At 65.0% G+C, this 20,912-nt stretch carries 15 protein-coding genes and 2 pseudogenes; 11 read left to right on the top strand and 6 right to left on the bottom strand.

All coding sequences use genetic code 11. From position 1 onward, the window contains the following. Window position 1 precedes the first annotated feature (1 nt). Window positions 2–1,240, top strand: a complete 1,239-nt coding sequence (locus tag ACVIIW_RS03555; RefSeq protein WP_456699473.1) for a URC4/urg3 family protein — start codon at window positions 2–4, stop codon at window positions 1,238–1,240. A gap of 168 nt (window positions 1,241–1,408) precedes the next feature. Continuing rightward, window positions 1,409–2,038 (top strand): uracil phosphoribosyltransferase, encoded by a 630-nt coding sequence (gene upp / locus ACVIIW_RS03560; protein WP_027533710.1) that lies wholly within the window; start codon window positions 1,409–1,411, stop codon window positions 2,036–2,038. Window positions 2,039–2,161: 123 nt separating this feature from the next. On the opposite strand, the pseudogene ACVIIW_RS03565 reads toward upp, so the two are convergent. Then, window positions 2,162–2,845: pseudogene (locus ACVIIW_RS03565) on the bottom strand (M48 family metallopeptidase); the annotation flags it as partial. Further along, on the bottom strand, window positions 2,803–3,924 hold the full coding sequence (locus tag ACVIIW_RS03570) for a DUF898 family protein (protein WP_456699474.1): 1,122 nt from the start codon (window positions 3,922–3,924) through the stop codon (window positions 2,803–2,805). The pseudogene ACVIIW_RS03565 and the gene ACVIIW_RS03570, both read right to left, overlap by 43 nt. A 289-nt stretch (window positions 3,925–4,213) precedes the next feature. Here ACVIIW_RS03570 and ACVIIW_RS03575 point away from each other — a divergent pair, with 289 nt between their 5' ends. Together ACVIIW_RS03575 and ACVIIW_RS03580 are read left to right on the top strand one after the other, a co-directional pair. Beyond that, a complete protein-coding gene (locus ACVIIW_RS03575; RefSeq protein WP_456699475.1) occupies window positions 4,214–5,479 on the top strand; it encodes a cytochrome P450 in 1,266 nt (421 codons plus the stop codon). Window positions 5,480–5,573: 94 nt separating this feature from the next. Further along, a complete protein-coding gene (locus ACVIIW_RS03580; RefSeq protein ID WP_456699476.1) occupies window positions 5,574–6,848 on the top strand; it encodes a cytochrome P450 in 1,275 nt (424 codons plus the stop codon). A gap of 170 nt (window positions 6,849–7,018) precedes the next feature. Here the strand turns inward: ACVIIW_RS03580 and ACVIIW_RS03585 are convergent, their stop codons facing one another. Continuing rightward, on the bottom strand, window positions 7,019–7,939 hold the full coding sequence (locus ACVIIW_RS03585; protein WP_456699477.1) for a LysR substrate-binding domain-containing protein: 921 nt from the start codon (window positions 7,937–7,939) through the stop codon (window positions 7,019–7,021). 125 nt (window positions 7,940–8,064) lie between these two features. Here ACVIIW_RS03585 and ACVIIW_RS03590 point away from each other — a divergent pair, with 125 nt between their 5' ends. From ACVIIW_RS03590 to mdlC, 4 genes are all read left to right on the top strand, one after another. Next, on the top strand, window positions 8,065–9,246 hold the full coding sequence (locus ACVIIW_RS03590) for an acyl-CoA dehydrogenase family protein (protein WP_456699478.1): 1,182 nt from the start codon (window positions 8,065–8,067) through the stop codon (window positions 9,244–9,246). An 8-nt stretch (window positions 9,247–9,254) separates the two neighbouring features. Next, a complete protein-coding gene (locus tag ACVIIW_RS03595) occupies window positions 9,255–10,352 on the top strand; it encodes a CaiB/BaiF CoA transferase family protein (protein WP_456699479.1) in 1,098 nt (365 codons plus the stop codon). 15 nt (window positions 10,353–10,367) lie between these two features. Next, window positions 10,368–11,213, top strand: a complete 846-nt coding sequence (locus tag ACVIIW_RS03600; RefSeq protein ID WP_456699480.1) for an FAS1-like dehydratase domain-containing protein — start codon at window positions 10,368–10,370, stop codon at window positions 11,211–11,213. Window positions 11,214–11,345: 132 nt separating this feature from the next. Beyond that, complete coding sequence (gene mdlC, locus ACVIIW_RS03605; protein WP_456699481.1) at window positions 11,346–12,968, top strand: benzoylformate decarboxylase; 1,623 nt, start codon at window positions 11,346–11,348, stop codon at window positions 12,966–12,968. A gap of 81 nt (window positions 12,969–13,049) precedes the next feature. Here mdlC and ACVIIW_RS03610 read toward each other — a convergent pair. Together ACVIIW_RS03610 and trhA are read right to left on the bottom strand one after the other, a co-directional pair. Then, window positions 13,050–13,843: pseudogene (locus ACVIIW_RS03610) on the bottom strand (SDR family oxidoreductase). Window positions 13,844–13,894: 51 nt separating this feature from the next. Next, complete coding sequence (trhA, locus tag ACVIIW_RS03615) at window positions 13,895–14,590, bottom strand: PAQR family membrane homeostasis protein TrhA (RefSeq protein WP_456699482.1); 696 nt, start codon at window positions 14,588–14,590, stop codon at window positions 13,895–13,897. 181 nt (window positions 14,591–14,771) lie between these two features. Between trhA and ACVIIW_RS03620 the strand changes: the two genes are divergently transcribed. Then, window positions 14,772–16,241, top strand: a complete 1,470-nt coding sequence (locus ACVIIW_RS03620; protein ID WP_456699483.1) for a YcjX family protein — start codon at window positions 14,772–14,774, stop codon at window positions 16,239–16,241. After that, on the top strand, window positions 16,238–17,266 hold the full coding sequence (locus tag ACVIIW_RS03625) for a YcjF family protein (protein WP_456699484.1): 1,029 nt from the start codon (window positions 16,238–16,240) through the stop codon (window positions 17,264–17,266). The genes ACVIIW_RS03620 and ACVIIW_RS03625 overlap by 4 nt, the downstream gene beginning before the upstream one ends. 2 nt (window positions 17,267–17,268) lie before the next feature. On the opposite strand, the gene ACVIIW_RS03630 is transcribed toward ACVIIW_RS03625, so the two are convergent. Then, complete coding sequence (locus tag ACVIIW_RS03630; protein WP_456705078.1) at window positions 17,269–18,834, bottom strand: glycosyltransferase family 39 protein; 1,566 nt, start codon at window positions 18,832–18,834, stop codon at window positions 17,269–17,271. Between the two features lie 226 nt (window positions 18,835–19,060). Here ACVIIW_RS03630 and ACVIIW_RS03635 point away from each other — a divergent pair, with 226 nt between their 5' ends. Beyond that, a complete protein-coding gene (locus ACVIIW_RS03635) occupies window positions 19,061–20,797 on the top strand; it encodes an adenylate/guanylate cyclase domain-containing protein (protein WP_456699485.1) in 1,737 nt (578 codons plus the stop codon). Window positions 20,798–20,912 lie beyond the last annotated feature (115 nt).

The raw sequence follows: 20,912 nt of genomic DNA on the forward strand, positions 1-20,912 counted from the left end.
GATGGCGGACGTTTTGGAACGAGAGGCACGCGCCCTGCTCACCGCAAAGGCGGTTCGCGCGCGCGCCGGACGAATGCTCGACATCGGCCTCCAGGGCGGGCTCACGCATTTCACCATCGATCTCGATCGCATGGACGGCGTTGCTGACGCCGTGCTTGATGTCACGCGAAGGGCTTATCCGACGCTCGACATTCCCTTCCACGCGCGGTGGCGACATTTTGTGTTCGACGGCGTCGACCGTTGGGCGCAATTGGCCGACACGGCATCATGGCCCGATCGCGCGGCACGGGCGCGCGCGGAGTTCGACCTCGCCATCGTCAGCGTGCTGCTCGATGCCGGCGCGGGTGCGACCTGGCGATATCGCGATGCGGTGACGGGACAGGGCATTGGTCGCTCCGAGGGACTGGCGCTCGCGAGCCTCGACATGTTTGCCGGCGGCCTCTTTTCCGCCGATGCGCGCGCGCCGTTCCGGGTCGATGCGGAGGTGCTCGCCAAGCTGCCGCTCCCGGCGCTGACGTCGGCCTTCCAGGCGAGCGAGGCCAATCCGCTGCTGGGCCTCGAAGGACGCACGGATCTGCTGCAACGTCTGGGCAGACTGGTGGCTGCGCGCGCCGACGTCTTCGGCATGCAGGACATGCCGCGACCGGGCGGCCTGTTCGACCACATCGCCGCGCAGGCTATTGACCGCGCCATCCCCGCCCCCGCGATACTTTCGGCGGTGCTGAACCAGCTCGGACCGATCTGGCCGTCACGGCTTGAGCTCGCGGGCGTTCCACTGGGCGATTGCTGGCGTCATCCGGCGATCAGGGCCGACGATGCGACCGCCGGCCTCGTGCCGCTGCACAAGCTGTCGCAATGGTTGAGCTATTCGCTGATCGAGCCGCTCCAGCGCGCCGGATTTGACGTCACCGATATCGACGGGCTCACCGGACTGGCCGAATATCGCAATGGCGGCCTGTTTGTCGATCACGAGGTGCTGCGTCTGCGCGATGCCGCCGACGCGGAGCGTGCGCATGCGGTCGACTCCCTGCTCGTCGTCGAGTGGCGCGCGCTGACTGTCGCGCTGCTGGACCGCGTTGCCGAACGTGTTCGCGCCAAGCTCGGCCGAACGCCGCAATCGCTGCCGCTCGCCAGCATCCTGGAAGGCGGCACCTGGGCCGCCGGCCGCGTCATCGCGTTTGCGCGCCGCCCCGACGGGTCACCGCCACTCAAGGTGATCAGCGACGGCACGGTTTTCTGAGTCCTCTCCCCTTGTGGGAGAGGGTGCCTCGCGAAAGCGAGGCGGGTGAGGGGTATGTCTCCGCGGGCATATCTCTCAGTGAAGTTCGCGGAGAGAACCCCTCATCCGGCGCGCTCTGCGCGCCACCTTCTCCCACAGGGGGAGAAGGGAAGAAGCAAGAGCACTATCATGGAAGGCGTCACGATCGTCGATCATCCGCTGGTGCAGCACAAGCTCACGCTGGTGCGGGACAAGTCAATCTCGACAAAGTCGTTCCGCGAACTGATCAAGGAGATCGGCATGCTCTTGTGCTACGAGGTGACGCGCGATTTGCCGCTCACCGATACCGTGATCGATACGCCGCTGGCGACGATGCACTCAGCCAAGATCGCCGGCAAGAAGCTGGTGTTCGTGCCGATGCTGCGCGCCGGCACCACCTTCGTCGATGGCATGATGGACCTGGTGCCGACCGCCCGCGTCGCCCATATCGGCCTCTACCGCGAGCCCCAGAGTTTTGCCGCGGTCGAGTACTTCTTCAAATCGCCGTCGGATCTCAGCGAGCGCCTGGCGATCGTGGTGACGCCGGTCGTCGCGACCGCCAACACGGCCGTGGCCGCAGTCGACCGGCTGAAGGAGCGCGGCGCCAAGGACATCCGCCTCGCCTGCCTGATCGCCGCGCCGGAAGGACTGGAGCGCCTGCGCGGCCTGCATCCGGACGTGCACATCTGGACCGCTGCGGTGGATGAAGGTCTCGACGAGAACGGCTTTATCCTGCCCGGTCTCGGCGACGCCGGCGACCGCGCTTACGGGACAAGATAGTTTAGAGCGGGATGTCGTTGAATCAAGTTGGGCCAAGAGCACTACTCTCTCCGCTCCCTCGCCCCTTGCGGGGAAGAGGACGCACCTTCGTCGAGGCGCTCATCGAGTCTCACCTCATCGCGCTCAAATCTTCCCGCTGCCACAAATGCCCTTCAGCGCTTGCCACTCCTTGTCCGTCAGCAGCGGGGGACCGCTGACGGGGCGATCTTCCTTGGTCATGCGCGCGAGGCGGTCCTCTGTGAGCGGATGGCTCGCCAGGATCGTTGCCAGGCCCGAGCCGCCCTCCTTGCCGGTGATGCGAAACATCAACTCGGCTGCCGGCTTCGGCGAGCGGCCGAGCTTATGCATCGTCTCGATTGCGAACGTATCGGCATTGGTCTCGGCCTCGCGCGAATAGGACGCCTCGACCACGCTGCGCGAGGCGAAGATCACGGCGGACGAGCCGGTGACGTCGCCGAACAACAGGCCGATCAGGAACGAGGTGCCGCCATTGTAGATCAGGCCGCGCATGTTGTCGTGATGGCCGAGCTCGTGAGCAAGGATGCCGGCGAGCTCATCAGGGCTTTCAGCCTTGTCGAGCAGGCCGCTGAGCACGAAGACCTTGCCGCCGGGCAGCGCGAACGCATTCGGCACTGCGGTTCGCAGCACGCCTGATGTCATGGAATCGTCGTCGAGACCGGCGGCGTCGCGCAGGCGGTTGACGAGCTTGCCGAACGCCGCCTGACCGGCCGGGTCGCTGCAGGAGGTGCCGCGGAAGAACGCTTTCACCTGGACCTCTGACGCATCGCCAATCCGCCGCTCGCGCGGACATCGGCCGCCGCGCCGATGTCATGCACTGCGACGGTTTCCAGCACCTTGGCCCAGAGATGGCGCTGAAGATAGACGCGCATGATGACGTTGGCAGCGAGCGCGAGGGCCAAATAGCCGATCACCATCACCAGCAGCAGCGGGATGTTCGCGGCAGGCCCGGCGGCCGGCGCGTGCGGCGCGCCCTCCATCTTGGTGGTGATTGCGATGGCAACACCGAGATAGGCGCTGTAGATGGTCGACAGCAACAGCCACCAGCCGATCACTTTCCAGTAGAGGCCGTAGAAGGCGTTGTGAGGCAAATCCGAGGACAGGCTGACGCCGCCGATCCGGATGCCGTCGAGCCACCAGCGCCATTCGCGCGCCCTGAACTCGGCATAGAGGAACGGCGCAGCCGGGAAAAACAGCAGCGCAAGCGGCGTGAGAAGCCACAGCCACCAGCCGCGCTTGAAGAACTCCCAGCCGTCACCCTCGAAATCGCCTTGCAGATCACCGAAATGCGTGTGCTGCATCTTGTAACGCTCCAGCGAGGCCTCGCGCCACGGCAACGCCAGGCCGAGCGTCAGGAACATCAGAGCGCCCCACAGCATCGCGCGGAACGAATAGGCCCAGCCCGAGCCATCCATCCAGAACCGCACGCCGCGCCAGACCGTACGCGTCAGGCGGTAACGTCGCGCGCGATAAATCGCGAATTGGCCGAAGGCGTAGAAGCTGATGAACAGCCGCGTCGACGCAAAGCCCTTCCAGCGCTCGGCTTCGATCGTGATCAGGAAATAGAGCACGTAGATCGGCACCAGAATCGCTAGCGCGACGAGGAATCCGATCAGCAGCTCCCTGGCCCGTCCGGTGTATTCGGCGGCATCGCCATCGATCGACGTATTCGACCACAGGTGACGGCGGATGTCGGTGACGAGCCAGAACCGGTAGAAGCCAAAAGTGACCAGCTCCAGCATGGCCCCTCTGGTGACGATCGTCCTGAACTCGGCGCGATCACCGCTGAAGTCGATCCGAGTGGGGGGGGGCAGCGGCGGCGGGACCGGTTCGGGGGAGCCCAGAGGGGCCCATTGCCTATCGTTCACGGCGGCAACCCCGGGATGCGGATTTAATCAGATCAAACTATAGATCAGAGATTGGTCGATCCCCCACATCGGCGGGTTCGATTTACCTCGGTTTCGCGCGGTTTCCGACGGGATTTCGGGACGAACGGCGTGCGGCAGGTCACATTCGTCGCGTGGCAAAGCCCGGATGACATCCCGTGCGGCAAAACTGCCGCTTGCTCCGACGCACGTAACGCGTTGTAATTGTGCCTCAAATACCGCAGCGCAGAATTCACAAAAATCGCGCGGTTCACGCCAGGGAGAGCGGCTCATGCACGGGACCATCGAGAGCGCGGCCAAGCTCGACGCATTGCGCGAGCGCGCTTCGTCATTGTCGCTGGAGCAATTCGATCCCGGCGACCCCGAATTGTTCAGGACCGATACGTTCTGGCCGTACTTCGATCGCCTGCGCCGGGAAGATCCCGTGCACTATTGCAAGGACTCGATGTTCGGACCGTATTGGTCGGTGACGCGCTACAACGACATCATGGAGATCGAGACCAACCATGCGGTGTTCTCCTCGGCCTCCGCTCTCGGCGGCATCACCATCCGCGACATCGATCCCGATCTGCGCCGCGAGAGCTTCATCTCGATGGACCCGCCGCGGCATGCCGCGCAGCGCAAGACCGTAGCGCCGATGTTCACTCCGACGCATCTGGACAATCTCGCGCTCAACATCCGCAAGCGCTCGGCCGAGTGCCTGGACAGTCTGCCGCGTCGAGAGGTGTTCGATTGGGTCGACCAGGTTTCGATCGAGCTCACCACGCAGATGCTGGCGGTGCTGTTCGACTTCCCCTGGGAAGACCGCCGCAAGCTGACGCGCTGGTCCGATATCGCCACCACCATTCCCGGCCCTGACGGCCTGGTCGCGACCGAGGATGAGCGGCAGGTCGAGCTGACGGTATGCGCGCAATATTTCGCGCGGCTGTGGAAGGAGCGCATCGAGCAGCCGCCGAAAAGCGATCTGCTCTCGATGATGGCGCATGGCGCCGCGACCCGCGACATGGATGCCAGGAACTTCCTCGGCAATCTCATTCTTTTGATCGTTGGCGGCAACGACACCACCCGCAACACCATGTCGGGCTCGCTGCTCGCGCTGAGCCAGCATCCGGAGCAATATCGCAAGCTGCGCGAAAACCCCGCGCTGCTCGACAGTTTCGTGCCGGAGGTGATCCGCTGGCAGACGCCGCTCGCGCATATGCGCCGCACCGCGCTCGCCGATTTCGAGTTCCGCGGCAAGCAGATCAAGAAAGGTGACAAGGTCGTGATGTGGTACGTCTCGGGCAACCGCGACGAGGAGGCGATCGAGAAGCCTTACGACTTCATCATAGACCGCGCCCGCCCGCGCACGCATCTCTCCTTCGGTTTCGGCATCCACCGCTGCGTCGGATTGCGCCTTGCCGAACTCCAGCTCAAGATTATTTGGGAGGAGATCCTCAGCCGTTTCGACCATATTGACGTGGTCGGCGAACCCAAGCGGGTCTATTCAAGCTTCGTGAAGGGTTTGGAAACTTTGCCGGTCAAGATTGCGGCATGAGTGAAGTCCCTCGCCCCACTTTCCGCCTTTGCCACGGCTTCGGCTGGACATGGCGGGAAGAGGCGAAGAAGGCGCGAACCTGGAGCGACTGCCCATGAACATTCAGACCCCGGTCAAGGCCGACAAGGCCGAACGCATGCGGCGCGCGCGCGAGGAAGCCTACGCGACTCCGCTGAAGAATTTTCATCCGGGTGCCCCCAGGCTGTTCCAGGACGACACGCTGTGGCCGTGGTTCGAGCGGCTGCGCAAGGAAGAGCCGGTGCACTACTGCACCAACGCGCCGATCGAGCCGTACTGGTCGGTGGTGAAATACAACGACATCATGCATGTCGACACCAACCATGGCATCTTCTCCTCGGATTCGAGGCTCGGCGGCATTTCGATCCGTGACGTGCCTGACGGCTATGACTGGCCGAGCTTCATCGCGATGGACCAGCCCAAGCACTCGTCGCAGCGCAAGACGGTGTCGCCGATGTTCACGCCGACGCATCTGGACGAGCTCGCCAAGCTGATCCGGCAGCGCTCTCAGACCGTGCTCGACAATCTGCCCCGCAACGAGACCTTCAATTTCGTCGAGCGGGTCTCGATAGAGCTGACGACGCAGATGCTGGCGACCCTGTTCGACTTTCCCTGGGAGGAGCGGCGCAAGCTGACGCGCTGGTCGGACGTCTCGACCGCGCTGCCCAAGAGCGGCATTGTCGCCTCGGCCGAGGAGCGCCGCCGCGAAATGGACGAGTGTTACGCCTACATGTCCAAGCTGTGGAACGAGCGCGTCAACTCCGCGCCGCGCAACGATCTGCTGTCGCTGATGGCGCACAACGACGCCACCCGCTTCATGGATCCCGACAACCTCATGGGCAACATCATCCTGCTCATCGTCGGCGGCAACGACACCACCCGCAACACCATGACCGGCTCGGTGCTGGCGCTGAACGAGAATCCCGACCAGTACGACAAGCTGCGGGCCAATCCTGCATTGATCGACACGATGGTGCCCGAAGTGATCCGCTGGCAGACGCCGCTGGCGCATATGCGCCGCACCGCACTTGCCGACACAGAGATCGGCGGCAAGCACATCAAGAAGGGCGACCGCGTCGTGATGTGGTACGTCTCCGGCAACCGCGATGAGGAGATGATCGAGCGGCCAAACGACTTCATCATCGACCGGCCGCGCCCGCGCACCCATCTCTCCTTCGGCTTCGGCATCCACCGCTGCGTCGGCATGCGGCTCGCGGAATTGCAGCTGCGCATCGTCTGGGAGGAAATGTTGAAGCGCTTCGACCGCATCGAGGTGGTCGGCGAGCCCCGGCGGATCTATTCCAGCTTCATCAAGGGATATGAATCGCTGCCGGTGCGGATTCCGGCCTGAGCTCTATGCTCCGTCATTGCGAGCTCGCAACGACGGGCTCTCGGATCCGTATGCGTGTTGCGGCCACGCGTCGATCGCTGCGGTCCCTTCAGCTATAAAATTCCGGCATGACAGGTCGCGCCAGATGCGAAGGCACGATGGGGCGTGGCTGGTCTACGACACGGCTGCATCTAACTCAATTTGATGTCCCACACGCCGTCCCTGCGGCAGGCGGCGACCTCGTCGCGCAGCAGCGCGGTGACGGCCAGCGAGGCCGTCGAGGCCGGGCGGTCGATCGGAGAGGCGAAAATGAGCTCGCGCGACATCGGCTTGGAGACGACGGCGGTTTCCAGCCGTCCGTCCGTCACCTCGCCGCGGACCGACGAGGGCGGCAGCAGTGCGAAGCCGAGGCCCTCCTCGACGAGGCTCGTCAACACGCGGAATGAATCCGCCTCCAACTGGACGTTGAGCTTGAGCTTGCGCTGGGCGGCCGCGTGCTCGATCAGCGCGCGCAGGCCGTGCGAATGACTGGGCAGCACCAGCCGCTGCCGCAGCAGCCAACCGATGTCGACAGTCTTTCTGCGCGCCAGGCCACAGCCGCGCGGACCGACCGCGACGATGTTGTCGCGCCCCAGGCTCTGCACATTGAGATGCAGATCAGCCGAACGGCCGTAGAGGATGGCGAGATCCATCTCGCCGCGATGCAGCCATTCGACGATATGGCCGCTGTAGCTCTCGACGATGCGCAGCGAGATGGCGGGATATTTTTCCACGCAGCGCCGCGCAAACCGCGCCGACAGCACGCAGCTCACGGTCGGAACCAGGCCGAGCACGACCTGGCCGGACGGCGGCCCCTTGGCCGACTGGATGTCGTCGCGGATCTGGTCGATCTGCCGCACGATGCCGGAGGTGCGCGCCAGCAGCAGGCGTCCGGCTTCGGTCAGCACCATGCCACGGCCATTGCGGGTGAACAGTTCCGTGCGCAGCTCGTGCTCCAAGAGCTTGATCTGCCTGGAGAGCGCCGGCTGCGCCACGCGCAACGTGTCGGACGCCTTGGAGAGGCTGCCGAGCTCCGCGACGCAACTGAATGTCCTGAGCTGCCGGAAATCCATGCTTGCCAATCCTGGAAGGCTACTCCATACGCTATAGCAAATGAGCATAGGGGGCTGGCGATGTTTTCACAACGCCAGAGGATTGGCCGGCGTTATCTTGACTGCCGCTAGATACGGAAAACGCCATGAGCCAAGACAAGCAGGACGAACACACAAGCGAAGATTACGCCGACATCCGCGATGCCGTCGCCAAGCTCTGCGCGCAGTTCCCGGGCGAATACTGGCGCAAGCTCGACCGCGAGATGGCCTATCCCAAGGCCTTCGTCGACGCGCTGACTGAGGCCGGCTATCTCTCGGTGCTGATCCCCGAGGAATATGGCGGCGCCGGCCTGAAGCTCTCGGCCGCGGCTGCGATCCTCGAAGAGATCCAGCGGGCGGGCTGCAACGGCGGCGGCTGCCACGCCCAGATGTACACGATGGGCACCGTGCTGCGGCACGGCAACGCCGAGCAGAAGGCAAAGTACCTGCCGAAGATCGCGAGCGGCGAATTGCGGCTGCAGGCGTTCGGCGTCACCGAGCCGACCAGCGGCACCGACACGACCTCGCTGAAGACCTTCGCGCGCAAGGACGGCAACGCCGGCTACATCGTCAACGGCCAGAAGATCTGGACCAGCCGCGCCGAGCATTCCGATCTGATGGTGCTGCTGGCGCGCACCACGCCGAAGGAGCAGGCGAAAAAGCGCACCGATGGCCTTTCCGTGTTCATCGTCGATATGCGCGAGGCCAAAAACAACGGGCTGGAGATCCGCCCGATCCGCACCATGATGAACCACGCCACGACGGAAGTGTTCTTTACCGACATGAAGGTGCCGGCGGAGAACCTGATCGGCGAAGAAGGCAAGGGTTTTCGCTACATCCTCTCCGGCATGAACGCCGAGCGCATCCTGATCGCGGCGGAATGCGTCGGCGATGCGAAGTGGTTCATCACGAAGGCGACGAACTACGCCAAGGAGCGCAGCGTTTTCGGTCGGCCGATCGGCCAAAATCAAGGCATTCAATTCCCGATCGCGAAGGCCTATGCCTCGATGCGCGCGGCTGAGTTGATGGTGAAGGAAGCCACGCGCAAATACGAGGCCGGGCTTGACTGCGGCGCGGAGGCCAACATGGCCAAGATGCTGGCGGCCGATGCGTCCTGGGAAGCGGCCAATGCTTGCATCCAGACCCACGGCGGCTTCGGCTTCGCCGAGGAATACGACGTCGAACGCAAATTTCGCGAGACGCGGCTGTATCAGGTCGCGCCGATCTCGACCAACCTGGTGCTGTCCTTTGTCGCCGAGCACGTGCTCGGCATGCCCCGCTCGTACTGAGGCGAATCATGGGAGCACTTGACGGGATCAGGGTGATTGCGGTCGAGCAGGCGGTAGCGGCGCCGTTCTGCTCCTCGCGTCTGGCAGATGCCGGCGCGGAGGTGATCAAGATCGAGCGGCCCGAGGGCGATTTTGCCCGCGGCTATGACGCGGCTGCCAAGGGGCAGAGCAGCTATTTCGTCTGGCTCAACCGCGGCAAGCAATCCGCCGTGGTCGATCTCGCCACCAAGGACGGGCGCGCCGAACTGGAGAAGCTGATCGCGAGCGCCGACGTGCTGGTGCAGAACCTCAAGCCCGGCTCGATGGACAAGCTGGGCTTTTCGCGCGAGCGGCTGTTGCAGGATTACCCAAAGCTGATCTCCTGCACGATCACCGGCTATGGCGACGACGGCCCCTACGCGCATCGCAAGGCCTACGATCTGCTCATCCAGGCCGAGAGCGGCCTCGCCTCGATCACCGGCAACCCCGATGGCGCCTCGCGCGTCGGGATGTCGATCGTCGACGTAGCGACCGGCGCCACCGCCCATGCGGCGATTTTGGAGGCGCTGATCGCGCGCGGGCGCACCGGCAAGGGTGCCGACATCCGCATTTCCATGTTCGACGTGATGGCGGACTGGTGCACCGTGCCGTTGCTCAACGCCGAGGCCGGCAATCCGCCGAAGCGCATGGGGCTGCGTCATCCCTCGATCGCACCCTATGGCGTGTTCACCTCGAAGGACGGCAAGGACATCCTGATCTCGATCCAGAGCGAGCGCGAGTGGAAGACGCTGTGCGCCGAGGTACTGGACCAGCCTGATCTTCCCGCCGATCCCCGCGTCGCCAACATGGTGGAGCGCGTACGCAACCGCGATTTCACCGACACCACGGTCGCGGATATCTTCGGCCAGATGACACGCGACGAGCTGTTGAAGCGGCTGTCGGATGCCGACATCGCCTTTGCCGAGGTCAACACCATGAGCGACCTCACCAACCATCCGCATCTGCGCCGCATCGAGGTGGATACACCAAATGGCCGCGTCAGCTATCCCGCGCCGGCGCCGATCATCGTCGGCGAGATCCGCAGCTATGGCGCGGTGCCGGCGATCGGCGAGAAACCGACGAAGTAGGAAGAGCGAGGCGTCATGACCGGGAAGCTCGACATCGATCATCTCAGGCAATGGATCGGCCGCAGCGAGCAAGCGACCGACATCGTCACGGCGCAGCTGGTCAAGGGCCTGCGCGCCACGCTGTTCCAGGATGTAGGCGAGCCGAAGGCGGGCGACGCGGCGCCATTCACGGTGCACTGGTGCCTGGCGCAGCCGGTGTTTCCGATGTCGATGCTCGGCCCCGACGGCCACCCGACCCGCGGCGGCTTCCTGCCGCCGGTGCCGTTGCCACGCCGGATGTGGGCCGGCGGCGAGATCGAATTCCTGCAGCCCTTGCGCGTCGGCGATGAATCGACGCGGACCTCGCGCATTGCCGACGTGCAGGTGAAACCAGGCTCGACCGGCACGCTGTGCTTCGTCTCGGTCGAGCACAGCATCTCCTCGCCGCGCGGCGTTGCCATCCGCGAGCGTCAAGACATCGTTTATCGCGAGATGACGAGCACCGCGACCGCCAAAGCCCCGTCTCCGCCGCCGAAGGCAAAGCATCGCGAGACCCATGTCTCCGACCCCGTGCTGCTGTTTCGCTACTCCGCGCTGACCTTCAACGGCCACCGCATCCACTACGATCGCGACTATGTCACGGAGGTCGAAGGCTATCCGGGCCTGATCTTCCACGGGCCACTGCAGGCGGCGCTCATAGTGGAGATGGCGGCGAAGCTGCGCGGCGGCAAGGCGCCGAAGAAGTTTTCATATCGCGGTTTGCAGCCGTTGTTCGAGGGTTCTGAATTTTCGATCAACGCCAATGAGACTGACGCTGGCATGGAGCTGTGGACCGCCAATGCGGAGGGGCAGCCGACGATGAAGGGCACGGCGGTGTGGTAGGCCACAGCTCCCTCTTCCTCATTGCGAGCGCCGCGAAGCAATCCGGAATCCCTCCGCGGTGATAAGGATTGGTTCGCTGCGCTCGCAATGACGGGGGCTGATGGCGCGATATGAATAGCAGGGACGGAAGCGATGACAAAAAACGGCAAGACCGGCAGCAAGTCCGTCACCGTCAAGCAGGCGACGCTCGATCTGCTGCGCGCCTTCGGCATCGACAAGGTGTTCGGCAACCCTGGTTCGACCGAGCTGCCGTTCCTGAGCGATTGGCCTGACGACATCGACTACGTGCTGGCGCTGCAGGAGGCCTCCGCCGTCGGCATGGCCGATGGCTACGCGCAGGCGACGCGCAATGCCGGCTTCGTCAATCTGCATTCCGCCGCCGGTGTCGGCAATGCGCTCGGCAACATCTACACCGCGCATCGCAACCAGACGCCGCTCGTCATCACCGCGGGCCAGCAGGCCCGCTCGATCCTGCCATTGCAGGCGTTTCTCTATGCGGAGCGCGCGTCCGAATTCCCGCGACCCTATGTGAAATACAGCGTCGAGCCGGCCCGGCCCGAAGACGTGCCGGCCGCGATCGCCCGGGCCTATTACGTCGCGATGCAGCCGCCGTGCGGACCGACCTTCGTCTCGATCCCGATCGACGATTGGGCACATGCTTGCGCGCCGGTCGAAGCACGCAAGGTCAGCCGCGAGATCGGCCCCGAGCCTGACACGATGAAAGTTCTGGTTGCCGCCCTCGATGCCGCAAAGCACCCTGCTCTCGTCGTCGGCCCCGGCGTCGACCGCGCCGGCGCGGTCGATTTGATGGTGCGCGTGGCCGAGAAGGCGAAAGCGAGCGTCTGGGTCAGCCCGTTCTCGGCGCGCTGCTCGTTCCCCGAGCGGCATCCGCAATTCGCGGGCTTCCTGCATGCTTCACCTGCGCAGCTGTCCGACGCGCTGCGCGAGCACGATCTCGTTGTGGTCATCGGTGCGCCGGTGTTCACCTTCCATGTCGAGGGCCATGCCGCGATCTTCGACGGCGGCGCGGCGATCTTCCAGATCACAGACGATCCGGACGCTGCGGCGGTCACGCCTGTGGGCACCAGCATCATCGCGACCATGAAGCCGGCGCTGAGCCTGCTGCTCGAGCTGTTGCCGGAGAGCAAGCGCGCGATGCCAAAAGGCCGCACGCTGCCGCCGACGCCACAGGCCGCCGATCCGCTGCCGGTCGAATTCCTGCTGCATTCGCTGTCGCAAGCGATGCCGGACGGCGCATCGCTGGTCGAGGAAGTGCCCTCGCACCGGCCCGCGATGCAGACGTTCTTGCCGATGCGCGGCCAGGACAGTTTCTACACCATGGCGAGCGGCGGCCTCGGCTATTCCCTGCCCGCCGCGGTCGGCATGGCACTCGGCAAGCCCACCAGCCGCACGGTGTGCCTGATCGGCGACGGCTCCGCGATGTACTCGATCCAGGCGCTATGGACCGCCGCGCAGCGCAAGCTGCCGCTGACCATCGTCGTCATCAACAATTCCGGCTACGGCGCGATGCGCTCGTTCAGCCAGGTGATGCAGGTGCGCAACGTGCCAGGGCTGGAGCTGCCGGGGATCGATTTCGTTCGGCTCGCCGAGGGCATGGGCTGCCACGCGGTGCGGGTGAGCAAGGCGGCAGAGCTCGGCGGCGCGCTCAAGCGCGGAATGGCGTTCGAGGGCGCGAGCCTCGTGGAGGTCATCGTGGATTCGGCGGTGCCGGTGCTGTACGGGCAGAAGCATTGAGGCGTGCCGTCTATCCACCGCGGCGGGCAGACTGGATTGCTTCGCTTCGCCCGCAATGACGGAAGAGAGTAGCGGCCTCCCCTACTTCCCGAACTCCTCGCGCATCTTGGCCTGAATCTTGGCCATGCCACCGATCCAGCGGTCGTAATTCTCGGTCTTCTTGCGCATGTAGCCGAGCACCTGGGGGTGCGGCAGGATCAGGAAGGTCTCCTGCTCGAGGCCGGCGAGCACGTCCTTTGCCACCTGCTCCGGCGTGAGGTCGCCGTCGCCGGATTGCGGGCCCTTGGGGATCGAGCGCAACATGTTGGTGTCGACGCCTTGCGGGCAGAGGATCGAGACCTTGATGTTGTCGGCCTTGTGCGAGATCGCGAGGTTCTCGGCAAAGCCCACCGCGGCGTGCTTCGTCGTCGAGTAAGCCGGGCTGCCGACCTGCGACAGCAGGCCCGCAGCCGAGATGGTGTTGAGGAATAGCCGCCGCCGCGCGCCTTCATGCGGGGAATGAGATGTCGCGCCGCATAGACATGCGCCATGACGTGGATCGCCCAGCTGCGCTGCCACGGCTCGTCCGAGGCGCCGCCGGCGTTGACCGACATCGGATCGAAGCCGCCGCCGATGCCGGCATTGGAGCAGAACAATGCGATCGGGCCGAACTGCCGCTCGGTTTCGTCGATGACGTGCGAGATATCCTTTTCCTGCGCGACGTCGCATTTGAAAGCCGCGCCATCGACCGTCGCTGCGACGATCCTCGCATTGGCGGCGTCCATATCCGCGACCACGACCTTGGCGGCGCCCGCCTTGTGAAAGGCCTCGCAAAGCGCCTTGCCGATGCCGTTTGCGCCGCCCGTGACGACCACAACCTTGCCGGTCACCTGCATGCAACGTCTCCTGTTTTCTCAGATGGTCTCATCCCGCGTCGCGGGACGTGCTCAGTTCAACACGAGGTCGAGCACCGCGGTATAATGGCATGCCGCACCGGCCAAGACAAAGCCGTGCCAGATCGCGTTCTGGAAGCGCAGCCGCCGCCAGGCGTGGAAGATCACGCCCAAACTGTAGAGCAGTCCGCCGGCCACGATGAAACCCAGCGCCAGCGCCGGCAACGCTCTGACCACGGCGTCATAGAGCATCACACCGCTCCAGCCCATGGCGAGATAGATCCCGACCGAGAGGCGATCGAACCGGCCGGGCCAGCAGAGTTTCAGCACGATGCCTGATATGGCCACGCACCAGACGCCGGCGAGCAGCACCAGAGCGAACACGCTGTCCCTCACCTCGAGAATGAACGGCGTATAGGTCGCCGCGATCAGGAGATAAATCGCGGAATGATCGAAGCGGCGCAGCAGCCATTTGGCCGGCGAGACCGGCCAGAGATTATAGGTCGCCGACAGCACCAGCATCGACAACAGGCCGGCGACATAGACCGAGACGCCGACGACATTGGTCGCGTCAGCATAGACCGCTGCCAACACCACCAGCACGGTCGCCGCGATGATGCCGGCGAGCACGCCGATCGCATGGATGACGCCGTCTGCGATCAGCTCGGCGCGATCGTAGTTCCAGCGAATTGCATCGGCTGCTGCGTGGACCGAGGTGGATGCAAGTTGTTTCAATCTGAAGATGGTCATGGCAATCCGCTGAGCGGGGCAATGCCCTCTTGTGTGGGTGGTTTGGGACCGGCGCGTCGTTCGATCGGCTGATTTGCCGACAAAGGCGGTGGAAGTATGAAGCTTGATTTTCCCCGCGCAATTGCCACTTTTGTGAACGGCTTCACCGTTCCGCCCGCGCCCCGAGACCAATCACGTTCATATGGCATTCAGTTTCCAGGATATGGTCGAGGAGGCGCGCCTGTCGGCCCGGGCGCTGATCGACTATGGCGAGCACTTCTTCAATCCCACGGTACGGCTTGGTGTCACGGGCCTGTCGCGGGCCGGTAAGACCGTATTCATCACCGCGCTGATCCACGGCCTGACCCGCGGCGGCCGGCTTCCGGTGTTTGAGGCCTATGCCTCCGGCCGGATCGCGCGGGCCCATCTGGCGCCACAGCCTGATGACGCCGTGCCGCGCTTTTCCTATGAGAACCACCTGCGTGCGCTGATCGAGGAGCGGCGCTGGCCGAGCTCGACCGTCGACATCAGCGAGCTGCGTCTCGTCATCGACTATCAGCGTCCAAACGGCGCCGACCGCACACTCACGCTCGACATCGTCGACTATCCCGGCGAATGGCTGCTCGACCTGCCGCTGCTGCAGAAAAGTTTTGAGCAGTGGTCCGCCGAAAGCCTGGCGTTGTCGCGCGAAGCGCCGCGCGCGCATCTGGCCGCGGACTGGCACGCGCATCTCTCAACGCTCAAGCCCGAGGCGCGCGAGGACGAGCAGGCGACGCTCGCGGCTGCAAAGCTCTTCACCAGCTATTTGCGCGCCTGCCGCGACGAACGCTTTGCGATGAGCCTGTTGCCACCCGGCCGCTTCCTGATGCCCGGCAATCTTGCGGAAACGCCCGCGCTGACCTTCGCTCCGCTCGACGTCCCCACAGGCGGACAGGCGCCGGAGGGATCGCTGTGGGCGATGATGGTGCGCCGCTACGAGGCCTACAAGGACGTCGTGGTGCGACCCTTCTTCAGGGATCATTTCGCAAGGCTCGATCGACAGATCGTGCTCGCCGATGCGCTCGCCGCATTCAACGCGGGACCTGAAGCACTGCACGATCTCGAAGCGGCGCTGTCAGGTATTCTCGATTGCTTCCGCATCGGCCGCAGCACGTTCCTGTCCAGCCTGTTCAGGCCGCGTATCGACCGCATCCTGTTCGCGGCGACCAAAGCGGATCATCTGCATCATTCCAGCCACGACCGGCTCGAAGCCGTGCTGCGCCGCGCGGTGACCCGCGCCGTGGCGCGCGCGGAAGATACCGGCGCGCAGATCGATGTCGTGGCGCTTGCCGCCGTCCGCGCCACCCGCGAAGCTCAGGTCAGCAACGGCCGCGACAAATTGCCCTCGATCCTGGGCACGCCGGCGGCGGGCGAAAGTGCCGGCGGCGAGTTCTTCGACGGCAACACGGAGGTTGCGACTTTTCCGGGCGACCTCCCACTGGATCCCGAACCGCTGTTCAATGGCACGGATGCATTCCGCGGATCGTCGACGCAGGCCGGCGAGACGAGCGATTTTCGCTTTCTGCGCTTCCGCCCGCCAATGCTCGAACGTGAAGGCACTGAAGAGCCCGCGCTGCCCCACATTCGCCTGGACCGTGCCCTGCAGTTCCTGATCGGAGACAAGCTGGCATGAGCGACCCATCGAAGCCACGGCGGCCGGCGACGTTCCGGCTTGACGATCCCGGCGTCGTCGTGACCGAGGCCGACGAGATCAGCCGGCTCAGCCGCGCCAGCATCCAGATCACGCCGGAGCCCGATCCATCATTGCTGCCGGTACCGGTCCAAACCGCGCTGCCGGCGCGGCGCGGCTTTCCCTGGGGCGCGCTGTTCTGGTCCGGCCTCGCCGGCCTGACGCTGCTCGGCACCGGGCTCGGCGTCGTCAATCTGATCGAGAGCCTGTTTGCGCGCAGCGAGAGCCTCGGCTTTGTCGGGCTCGCGCTCGCCTTCATCGTGACGCTTGCGCTCGCCGTGGTGATCGGGCGCGAGGCGCTCGGGCTCGCGCGGCTTGCGACGATCGAGAAGCTGCACCGGCGTGCCGCCGAAGTGCTCTTGAGCGACGATCGCAAGGAGAGCCGCGCCATCGTGCGGGATCTGATCGCCATCGCGCACCAGAACCCGCAGCTTGCCCGCGCGCGCGCGACGCTGGAGAGCCATACCGGGGAGATCATCGACGGGGCCGACATGATCCGGCTCGCCGAACGCGAATTGATGTCGCCGCTGGATACAGAGGCGCGGCGGCTGGTGTCGTCGGCCGCCCAGCGGGTCTCGATCGTCACGGCGGTGTCGCCGCGCGCGCTGTTCGACGTGCTCTTCGTGCTCGTCGCCTCGCTGCGCCTGATCCGCCAGCTCGCCCGGCTCTATGGCGGCCGACCCGGCGCGCTCGGCATGATCCGCCTGCTCCGCCACGTCATCGCCCATCTCGCCATCACCGGCGGCCTCGCCGCGAGCGACAGCCTGGTGCAGCAGATGCTCGGGCACGGGATCGCGGCAAAACTGTCGCAGCGGCTGGGTGAAGGCATGCTCAACGGATTGTTGACGGCGCGGCTGGGGTTGGCCGCGATAGACGTCACAAGGCCGCTGCCATTCGCCGCCCTGCCGCCGCCAAAACTGTCGGATCTGGCGACGGATTTGCTGCGGAGGAAAGAGGACGAGGCGTAGCGCTAGGAGAGCGAGCGCTCCGCGAATTCCCACGCCAGCACCCTCCACGGGAACAGCGGCGAATCCTTTGGCGGCGAAAGCTCCGGGGTCCAGCCGGTGAGCTTGTCGAGCGTGTAGGTATCGATCAGGACACCGCGCCAGCGCCGCTCGACTTGCGCCAATGGCGCGCGCCTTGCCGGGATCTGCTGCCACACCGGCGAGTCATCGTCGGGCCGGCGACCGATATAGAGTCCCGCATGCCCCCTGATCCGGTCCATACCGGGATCGCGAAAGTCCTGGAAGCGGCCACGCTCGTTGATCTCGATCACGGGGACCCGGCCGCGGAACAGCCAGCGCATCATGGCGTAGGTGCGATAGTCGGTGGTTGCGATCCAGGTCGCGCCTGTCTCATCCAGCGCGGCCTGTGCGCGTGCGGCCACCTGATCGAAGCCGGCTTCGGCACCGATCGGATCGATCTTGCCGAGGAAATTCCAGGGCGCCGCGACATAATAGAGGAACACGACCACGACGAAGGCGATCCCCGAAACCAGGGCCGTGTTGACCCAGAACAGGCTCGACCGGATCGTCTGCGCGGACCGGCCTTCCTTCGACAGCATCGCGAGGTTCACGGCGGCGGCCGCGAAACCAACCGGCCACATGAACATCGGCCAGGTATCGCCGACCCTGAGCGTCATCGACTTCAGGAGGAAATAGGCGAAGGGCACCAGCACCGCCGTCGACAGCAGGATCGCCACCGGCTCACGGGAGCGATAGCCACGCCATGCCGTCATCGCGAGGCCGGACAGCACCACCGGCAACATGACGAATCCGACAAGACCGAATTGCAGGCCGATGTAGTCGCCGATGGTGCGCAGCGAGATGCCGTAATTGGCCGTGGCGCGCACGCCCTGGAAACGGAAGGAGGCCCAGTCGTGCTGGGCATTCCAGATCAGCACCGGCGAGAACACACCGATCGCGATCAGCAGCGCCAGATAGGGATAGGGGCTGCGCAGCCAGCGCCAGCGCCAATCCGGCACCAGCAGAAAAGCGGCGACCGCCGGCGCGAACATGATCGCGGTGAATTTCGACAGCAGCGACAGGCCCGCGAACAGGCCGGCTGCGAGCCACCACCGCCCGTCGCCGCTCTGCGCGAGCCGCACCAGCGACCACATCATCGCCACCGCGAACGGGATCATGGCGACATCGGGCGCAACCTTGGCCATCAGCAGGCCGTAATAGAGCGCGGCCTCGGGCATCAGCACCACAACAACGACCGCGCGCACATCATGGGTGAGGCGACGGACGATATCGGCGAGCAACAACTGCGTGACCAGCATTGCGACGATGCCGCCGAAGCGAACGCCGAGCACGGTGTCACCGAAGATCGCGGTTCCGAATCGGATCAGCCAGGCGATGCCGGGCGGATGATCGAGGAAGCTGAGCGCTCCCTCCTTCGACCAGGTCCAGTAATAGGCCTCGTCGGTGCGCAGCTCGATCGCGGAGGCATAGACGATGCGCAGCACCGTCATCGCGGCGATCACCAACGCGGCAATGACCAGAGGCCGGCGCAACGCGCCGCTGGGCTTCATGGTGATGTCGGTAGCGATCGTCACGGCCGCGCTTTTCCCTGACTTGTGAGGGGGAGTCAATGTGGTGGGTGTTGCGGTCTTGTCGGCCGTCCCGGGCCGGGACCGTTGGGGTGAACGATGCTTACCGTCAGGTAACCTTGCCGCGCATGTGATCGGAAGGGCCGTCTATCAGCGGAATTTAACTCTCTACTGGCTGTTCTCCTCAGTGAACTGGTACAAGCGAATCATGGCCGCCACCACGCTTTCACGATTGCCCGAACTCGTCCGCTCGACCAGCGCGCGGCAGGTGCGGCTGGCCTGCGGCGTCATCCTGTTTGCATACGTGATCAGCCATTTCCTCAACCACGCGCTGGGCAACATCTCGGTCGACGCCATGCAGGTCGGCGTCTACTACCACATCGCGTTCTGGCAGTTCCTGCCCGTCGCGATGGTGTTCTATAGCGCGGCCCTCACCCATATGGGTCTCGGCGTCTATGCGCTGTACCAGCGCCGCGAGTTCCGCTGGCGGGCGATCGAGCCGCTGCAGCTCGTGCTGGGGCTGAGCATTCCGGCGCTGGTCATGGCGCATGTCATCGGCATCCGGCTCGGCCAGACGCTGTACGGGCACGAGAAGCTCTATCCGCAGGAGCTCTATCTGTTTTTCGTCGTGGCGCCCGGCCGGCTCTGGACGATGACGATCCTGCTGATCGTCGCCTGGGTGCACGGCTGCATCGGCATCTATTTCTGGCTCCGGCTGAAACCGTTCTTCATGCGCGCCGCACCGTATCTGCTGGCGGCCGCCGTGCTGATCCCGACGCTGGCGCTGCTCGGCATCTACCAGGGTGGCCGCAGTGTCGCCGCCGACAGCGAGGACAGCGACTGGCGCCGGCAGAATTACACGCAGCGCGAGGTCGGCACGTTCGCACAGGCCGACACGCTCGACCGCATCAGCGCTGGACTGACGATCAGTTACTTCGGGCTGCTCGGGCTGGCGCTGCTCGCGCGCGGCGTGCGCGGCTGGCGCGAGCGGCGTGGCGGCATGATCGCGCTGTCCTACGGCAACGGCAAGACCGTGCGCGTGCCCAAAGGCCTGTCCGTGCTGGAAGCGAGCCTGCGCCACAACGTGCCGCATGCCAGCGTCTGCGGTGGCCGCGCCCGCTGCTCGACCTGCCGGATCCGCATCATCGGCGACCACGACACATTGCCAGAGCCGTCGCAGCGCGAGGCCTTCGTGCTGGCTCGCGTCGGCACCGCCGATCCCTCGATCCGCCTCGCCTGCCAGCTGCGGCCAAACTGCGATCTCTCCTTCTTCCAGCTGTTCACGCCACAGATGCTGTCGGGCAACGCGCAAGCGTCCTCGCCGGCACGAATCGGTCAGGAGCGCTATCTCGTCAGCCTGTTCGTCGACATGCGCGGCTCGACCCAGCTCGCCGAGAAGCGGCTGCCATTCGACACCGTCTTCATCGTCAATCGTTTCCTTGGCGCGGTGTCGCAGGCGGTGATCGAGAACGGGGGCCAGCCGAACCAGTTCGTCGGCGACGGCATGCTGGCGCTGTTTGGCCTCACAACCGATCCGCACACCGCGAGCCGGCAGGCGCTGAAGGCGGTGGCCGCCATCGCAACCCATGTCGACGAGCTCAACGAGCTGCTGAGCCACGACCTGCGCCAGCCGATCCGCTTCGGCATCGGCGTCCATGGCGGCGAGGTCATTATCGGCGACATCGGCTATCGCGACCACATCGTCTTTACCGCGCTCGGCGATGCCGTGAACGTCGCCGCCCGCCTTCAGGACATGACCAAGACGCTCGCCTGCGAGGCTGTGGTCTCCGAGGAAGTCCGCCGCACCGCCGGCCTTGACGAGGAGGCACTGCCCAAGCAGGAGGTCGCGATCCGCGGCCGCGACGAGCCGATGGTCGTGCGCGTCGTCGCCGACACCAGGACATTGTCCCCCCTCATCGCCGGCGACGCGCGCGTCGCGGCGTAGCACCGGTGTGTTGCGGCGCAGCGGCATGGGCTTGCTGCGAAAGCACGAATTGACTTCAACGTGATGGTTGAGACAGATGAACGTGGGTGTTGCGGTGATGACCGCGGGCCAACGA

It is taken from the genome of Bradyrhizobium sp. USDA 4449 (genome assembly GCF_054056275.1).